Genomic DNA, 6,504 nt, shown 5'->3' on the forward strand with positions numbered 1-6,504 from the left:
CTCGCCCGCATCGACGCGCGAGCGGCTTTCCTCGAGCACTTCGGTCGCGACGAGATTGCCGAGCTGGCGATTGCGCGCGTATTCGCGGCGCGCCTGGTCGAGCGTGGCGCGGCGTTGCTGCGCGGTCTAGGCACTTCGTCGAGCGCGACGCGCACCGGAATGCGCTGCGCGAGCCGCACCCAGCTGAACGCCGGGTTCACGTTCGGCAGCATATTCGAGCCTTGCGTGCGGTCGCGGTCCTCGATCCCGGCGACGATGCTCTGCACGTGGCCGCGCAACGGCGTCGGCTCGCCCATCACGGTGATGTCGACCGGCTGGCCGATGTCGATGCCGCGCAGCTTGGTTTCCTCGAAGTAACCGTCGACGCGGAACGAGTGCATGTCGACCACCGCCACCACCGGGCGGCCCGCCGCGACGAATTCGCCGGCGCGCGGCGCGCGGTCGTTCAGATAGCCGTCGACCGGGCTTTTGATCGTCGAGCGTTCGAGGTTCAGCTTCGCGGTGTCGATCGCGACGTCCGCGTCGGCGAGCGCGGCCTCGCCCGCATCGACGCGCGAGCGGCTTTCCTCGAGCACTTCGGTCGCGACGAGATTGCCGAGCTGGCGATTGCGCGCGTATTCGCGGCGCGCCTGGTCGAGCGTGGCGCGGCGTTGCTGCGCGGTCGCTTCGGCCTGGCGCAGCGCGAGCGCATAGCGCGCCTGATCGATCACGAACAGCACCTGGCCTTGCTTGACCTGCTGGTTGTCCGTCACCTCGACCGACGAAATCAGCCCCGAGATATCGGGCGCGACCTGGATCACGTCGGCGCGCACGTGTCCGTCGCGGGTCCACGGCGCGAACATGTAATAGGCGACCAGCTTCCACAGCACGAGCGCGGCCACCACGACGACGATCAGGGTCAGCAGGATCTGACCGAGCGAGAACCAGGTTTTTTTCACGTTATTAGTCTGTGCGAAACGACGACGACAAGGCCCAGCACCAGCACATAGATGCCGAGATCGAAGATGGAGCGATGCCACACGAAGCGGTAAAAGCCGACGTACGCGAGCACCGTGCGGATGACGAGGTTGATCAGGTAGGCGATCAGCATCAGCACCAGCACGGACGGCACGAACACGCCGAAGATATCGATTTCACCGATCATCGCGGGAACTGGAAAAGAGTGGGAACGGGCTGCCGGAAGCGGAGGCGCGCATCATGCGGAAGCCTCCGGTTCGGTCGGCGTCGGCTTCGTGAGCGTGGCCGGAAACAGCGAAAGACGCAAGCCGACGAGCGCGTGCAGCGCGTCGCGCAACTGGCGCGCCGAGGTCGGCGAGGTTTCAGTCGGCGCGGCGGCATTCGCGAGCCCTTGCGCGGTGACGCGCGCGACCGCCGCGTCGATCGACACCATGAGGCTCTGCGGCACCGGCTCGCGGCGGCGCCGCTCGACGCAGCTCTCGTAGTAACTGCGTACGCCGTCGAGAACGTGCTCGATCGCGCCCGGCACTTCGCCGCCGAGCTTGCGCGTGGCGCGGCGCAGATCGATCGCGTTGAACGCGATGCGCAGATCGCGGAAGCTCTCGATCGACGGATGACGGTGCTCGTCGGTCGCGGCGAGGCGCGGGATCAGTTGCATCAGACGGTCGAGCATGCGTGCGGCGAGATTGCGCGGGTCTTCGATCGGCGTCGTCGACGCGGTCAGTGCGACGTCGGCCCAGTTCGAGCGCAGCAGGCGCGAAGCCGCGAATTCGGCGCCGAACGGACGCGTCACGCTGGTCCACAGATACGCGTAGAGCAGGCCGGCGAGGCCCGCGAGATTGGCGTTCACGAAGGTGAGAAAGTTAGCCTCGTAGGCGCCCTGAATGCTGATGAAGGTCGCCGTGTTCACCGCGACGAGCACCGTGACCATGTTGAACTGCGGGCGCGGAATCAGCGTGCCGACGAGGATGAACGGCCCGGCGAACAGGATCACGAGCATCGGGAAGTCGTGCACGTGCGGCAGCACCGCGAACAGATAGACGCCCGCCGCGAGCACGCTGACCGCGGTCGCGAGGAAGAAACGGAACACCATCGGCGCGGGTTCGTCGAGCGCGGCGAAGAAGCAGCAGGCCACCGCCGCGAGCGTTACCGCGCTGGCGCCATCGTTCCAGCCCGAGCCGATCCACAGGCTGCACGCGAGAATCACCGCGAGCCCCGCGGACACGGTCGCGAACAGCATGATGCCGCGGTCGTAGAAACGCTCGGTGCCGCCGAGCCGCCAATGACGGAAGTGCGGCCGCCACGAACCTTCGTCGCGCGCGATGATGATGCGCAGCGAGCGGCAGTCCTGCCATACGTCGATGACCTGCCTCAGACGCCATAGCGCGTTCGAGAGCAGCGCGCCGTCCCAGTGCGCGAGCGCGGCCGCGGGTGGACGCAGCGCCGCGATGCGCTCGCGCAGCGCGTTGGCGGTTTCGTCCGGGTGATAGCCCTTGCTCGGCGCGGGCAGCGGCTGGTTGAACCACTTGATGACGTCTTTGAGCAGCGCGTCGAGTCCTTCGGGCCAGCTGTGCTGGCCGTTGTGGTAGAGCGCGAGCAGCGGGTCGGCGAGCGACGACATGATCGGCAGCAGCAACTGCATGCGTCCGCGCAGTTCGTGTGCTCGCGCGAGGATGTCGGGCCGCGTGTGATCGTAGGCGAGCTGGCTCAGCAGCAGTTCCAGACCGTTGATCGTGCTCGCGAGCCGCTGCCGCGCGCCCGAAATCGCCGCGCTCGCGATGCGGCCCGACAGCGTTTCGGTCGCGTAGAACGCGGCGTCGCGAAACCATGCGTCGGTGCGCTCGATGATGGTCGGCGCGAGCCGGCTCGGAAACAGCGCACTGCCGACGATGCTCGCGCAGACGATGCCGACGAGGATTTCCTCGGTCCGGCTGACCGCGAGATCGAACACGCCGGTGGGATTCGTCACCGAAGGCAGCGCGATGATCGGCATCGTGTAGGCCGCGAGCATGAACACGTAGCTGCGCGCGGTGCGGTCCGATACCGCGAGGTAGAGCATCGTGCCGGTCCAGAGCGCGACGACCACGCTGAACAGATACGGCGATTCGACGAACGGCGGCACGAGCAGTACCGCGCCCGCCGCGCCGAGCGCAGTGCCGAGCGCGCGATAGAGTGCCTTCGAGCGGGTCGCGCCGACGAACGGGTTCGACACGATATAGACGGTGGCCATCGCCCAGTACGGCCGCGGCAACTGGAACGCGAGTCCGATGTAGAGCGCGAGCATTGCCGCGAAGAACGTCTTGACCGAGAACAGCCAGTCGCGAAAGGAAGGGTAGGCCATAGACCGTTACGCGGACCCGGCGTTGTGTGGCGCCGTTGCGCGGACGCCGCGTTTGGTGGACTTGCGTGCCTTGACCGTACCGTGCGCCTTGCCGGCGCCTGGGGCCGCGCTCTTGCCGGTCTTGCCGAGTTTGACGGCGAGGGGTTCGCGCCGCGCGGGTTCGCGTTTGAGCGGCGACGCGGTGCGCTTGGACGCGGCGCGTTCGAGCGGCGCGCGCGTGCCCGCTGCAGGTCCGGCCGTTGTGCCGCGTTGCGGCGGCTCGGGCTTCGCTGCCGCCGCCGCTTCGGCGTCGGGCTCGGCGCGGCCGCTGGCATCCGTCGTGAACGCATCGAGCACGCGCAGCGTGGCTTCGAGATCGTCGCGCGACAGGCCCTTGAGCGCCTGGGCGCGCAACGTGACCAGCTCCTCTTCCATCTTCGCGGTGACGGCGCGGCCTTCGTCGGTGAGCGCGACGGTTTTGGCGCGGCGGTCCTCGGGATCTTCCTCGCGGCGCATCAGACCCGCTGCGCATAGCTGATCGAGCAGCCGCACGAGCGAAGGGCCTTCGATGCCGACGTGATCGGCGAGCGTAACCTGGCGCACTGCCGAACCGAGCCGGCTCGCGGTCAGAAGCGGGGTCGCGCACGCTTCGGAGACGTTGAAGGCCGCCAGCACGCCATGACTCGTGCGCCGCCACTTTCTGGCGGCGACGACCAGCGTGCTGCTGACGGTGCGGCGCAGGGTATCGAGATTCGGCATGGCAGGTATTGTATTTCCTTGATATTCGTTAGCAAACTATTGAATCGGAAATTCGCGCCGTGCCGGGAGAGTCTGCGGCGCGAATGCGACAGTCGCGTTAAACGGAGGGGGACGGGACGTGTTTCCGATGGTGTCGGATGTTGTGTCGGATGCGGCGGCGGGGCTGCCAGCAGGGGAGCGAAGCCGTATGTTTCGCATGCCGCGTTCGCGTCAGCGAGTGGCGGCTGGCCACCATGTCCAGCCGCGCCGCGAGTGGCGCAATTCGACGACCGACAGCGGAGCGATCTCGATGCGAGGAAATACCTGTGCGGATGCGCCGAGCGCATGCACGATGGCGGCTCGCAGCAGCGGCGCGTGCGTGATGGCGAGCACCGTGTGTGTTTGCGGCGATGCGGCTGGCGGTGCCGGGTTTGCCGCGTTGCATGTCGATGCCGATGTCGTGGGTCCGTCCGGTGCGTCGAGCCATGCGCCGATCCGTTGCACGAGCTGGCTGAACGATTCGCCGCCGGGCGGCGCGGTGTCGGCGTCGCGGGTCCACGCGGCGAGTTGCAAGGGCGCTTCATTGGCGAGATCCGCGAGGCGCTGGCCGCGCCAGTCGCCGTAGTCGATATCCGCTAGCGCTGCGGTGGGTGTGGCGTTCAGGCCGAGCGCCGCAGCCGTATCGCGCGCGCAGGCAGCCGGGCTCGTGAAGACGCGAGCCTCGTGCGCAAGTGCGAGACGGGCGCGCGCCGCTTGCGCTTCGGCGGTGCCGCGCGCGTCGAGCGGGTCGTCGGAAGGGAAGCGGCCGGCGCGTTGCGAGGCCGTCGCCGCGTGGCTTATCAGTAGCAGTCGCGTATCCATTCCGTGCTTTCCCGATGCTGCCGTTTGTCCACGCGAGCTTGCAAACGTGGCCGAAGCTTTCATGAAGGCCGAAGTTTAGCGCGTAGAATAAGGGCTCCGCGAAGCATGGAAGCCGGTGAGAGCCCGGCGCGGTCGCGCCACTGTAATCGGTTTGCAAGCAAGAGCCGAAAGCCAGACCTGTGCTTCGCACCATTCCTATGTCATCGACTTTCGGGGCGCGTTACCCCCAGGAGATATCCATCATGGCCGAAGCCGTTTTCGATCCCGCCGCGCAACCCGCGGCCGAGCCTACTCCGATTCCTTTGCGCGAACTGCTGCCGTGGGTGGTATTCGGCGGTTTGCTGCTGTTGCTCGCGCTTTACTTCGTTGGTGCGGAAGAGGGGGCTACCTCGCTGGTCCCCGGCATGTACGTGCATGAGTTCGTGCACGACGGCCGCCATCTGCTTGGCTTTCCCTGCCACTAACGGAGTCCGACATGGTTGGCAAATTACTGGTGCGCGGGATGCTCGCGGGCATTGTCGCGGGCTTGCTCACATTCAGCTTCGCGAGACTCGCGGGTGAGCCGCAGGTCGATCAGGCTATTTCATTCGAAGAAAAAGCGGCGGCCGCACGCGGCGAAGCTCCCGAGCCCGAACTCGTGAGCCGCGAAACGCAGGCGGGTCTCGGTCTGTTGACCGGCGTCGTGACGTATGGTGCGGCGTTCGGTGGTTTGTTCTCGCTTGTGTTTGCGTATGCCTATGGACGGGCGGGTGCATTGAGCGTGCGCGCGTTGTCCGCATGGCTCGCGCTCGGCGCCTTCATCGCGCTCGTGATCGTGCCGAATATCAAGTATCCGGCGAATCCGCCATCGGTCGGCGATCCCGAGACGATCGGCATGCGCACGGGGCTGTTCTTCCTGATGATCGCCATTTCGCTCGTGACGATGGTGTTTGCGCTGAAGGTGCGCCGCCGCGCGGTTGCGAAGCTCGGCGCGTGGAATGGCTCGATCGTGGCAGGCCTGGTGTTCGTCGCGATCATCGCGGCCGTGCAGTTGTCGATGCCGGTCATCAATGAAGTGCCCGCCGCTTTCCCGGCCGTGCTGCTGTGGAAGTTCCGCGTCGTCGCGATCGGCATGCAGGTGATCATGTGGGCGACGATCGGGTTGCTGTTTGGCGCGCTGGTCGAGCGCAGTGCATTCATGCGTACGAATGCGCGCGTAACGATGAGGTCGGCCTGAGATTGAAGGCAATGCATGACCGCGAAAGCGGTCATGCTTCGCGCGCAACGCGCAAGAATGGTTTTACTTCAATGACTTGGCGTAATTGTGGAGTGGTTATCCACAGGCTTGCGAACATTTTCTGTGGAAAAGCTCCTCAGGTCGCTTTTCGCCAATTACCTAATCTTCTAATCCATGTTCTTCGCTTCTCCCGGTGCAAATTAAATCGGATGGCTAACTAATTTGAATTCGATGCCATGGTGCTCGATTTTTAAGCTCTTCGATTTTTTTAAAAGAAATTGTGAGAAGGGTCTTGACGTGACGTGGGGCGGTCAGCATAATCTCGTTTCTCTGCTGCAGACGCAGCGACGCAAACGAAGCGGTGCCGGGTGGTTTGGGTGCTGTGAGTTTGTGGACTGATCTTTAAAAACCA

7 protein-coding genes and 1 riboswitch are annotated in these 6,504 nt (G+C 65.5%); of the genes, 2 read left to right on the plus strand and 5 right to left on the minus strand.

Going from position 1 to position 6,504, the window contains the following annotated elements; all coding sequences use genetic code 11:
* From F3J20_RS31400 to F3J20_RS31420, 5 genes are all read right to left on the minus strand, one after another.
* Nucleotides 1-938: HlyD family secretion protein (locus F3J20_RS31400; protein WP_345889958.1), on the minus strand; the 938-nt coding region annotated here is incomplete at its 3' end.
* Nucleotides 935-1,144, minus strand: coding sequence for a DUF1656 domain-containing protein (locus tag F3J20_RS31405; RefSeq protein WP_167050491.1), 210 nt, complete (start codon nucleotides 1,142-1,144; stop codon nucleotides 935-937). The genes F3J20_RS31400 and F3J20_RS31405, both read right to left, overlap by 4 nt.
* Nucleotides 1,145-1,195: 51 nt before the next feature.
* On the minus strand, nucleotides 1,196-3,298 hold the full coding sequence (locus F3J20_RS31410) for an FUSC family protein (RefSeq protein ID WP_167285811.1): 2,103 nt from the start codon (nucleotides 3,296-3,298) through the stop codon (nucleotides 1,196-1,198).
* Nucleotides 3,299-3,304: 6 nt separating this feature from the next.
* Nucleotides 3,305-4,036 (minus strand): MarR family transcriptional regulator, encoded by a 732-nt coding sequence (locus F3J20_RS31415; RefSeq protein ID WP_167285812.1) that lies wholly within the window; start codon nucleotides 4,034-4,036, stop codon nucleotides 3,305-3,307.
* Between the two features lie 210 nt (nucleotides 4,037-4,246).
* Nucleotides 4,247-4,876, minus strand: coding sequence for a histidine phosphatase family protein (locus tag F3J20_RS31420; protein ID WP_167285813.1), 630 nt, complete (start codon nucleotides 4,874-4,876; stop codon nucleotides 4,247-4,249).
* A 56-nt stretch (nucleotides 4,877-4,932) separates the two neighbouring features.
* Nucleotides 4,933-5,076: riboswitch (cobalamin riboswitch) on the plus strand.
* A 42-nt stretch (nucleotides 5,077-5,118) separates the two neighbouring features.
* On the opposite strand from F3J20_RS31420, the gene F3J20_RS31425 reads away from it, so the two are divergent.
* Both F3J20_RS31425 and F3J20_RS31430 read left to right on the plus strand, forming a co-directional pair.
* Complete coding sequence (locus tag F3J20_RS31425; RefSeq protein ID WP_167050499.1) at nucleotides 5,119-5,340, plus strand: CbtB-domain containing protein; 222 nt, start codon at nucleotides 5,119-5,121, stop codon at nucleotides 5,338-5,340.
* A gap of 11 nt (nucleotides 5,341-5,351) precedes the next feature.
* Nucleotides 5,352-6,092, plus strand: coding sequence for a CbtA family protein (locus tag F3J20_RS31430; RefSeq protein ID WP_167050501.1), 741 nt, complete (start codon nucleotides 5,352-5,354; stop codon nucleotides 6,090-6,092).
* Nucleotides 6,093-6,504 lie beyond the last annotated feature (412 nt).

The sequence above is a fragment of the Paraburkholderia sp. Cy-641 genome (assembly GCF_011752945.1).
In the GTDB taxonomy this organism is placed as follows: domain Bacteria; phylum Pseudomonadota; class Gammaproteobacteria; order Burkholderiales; family Burkholderiaceae; genus Paraburkholderia.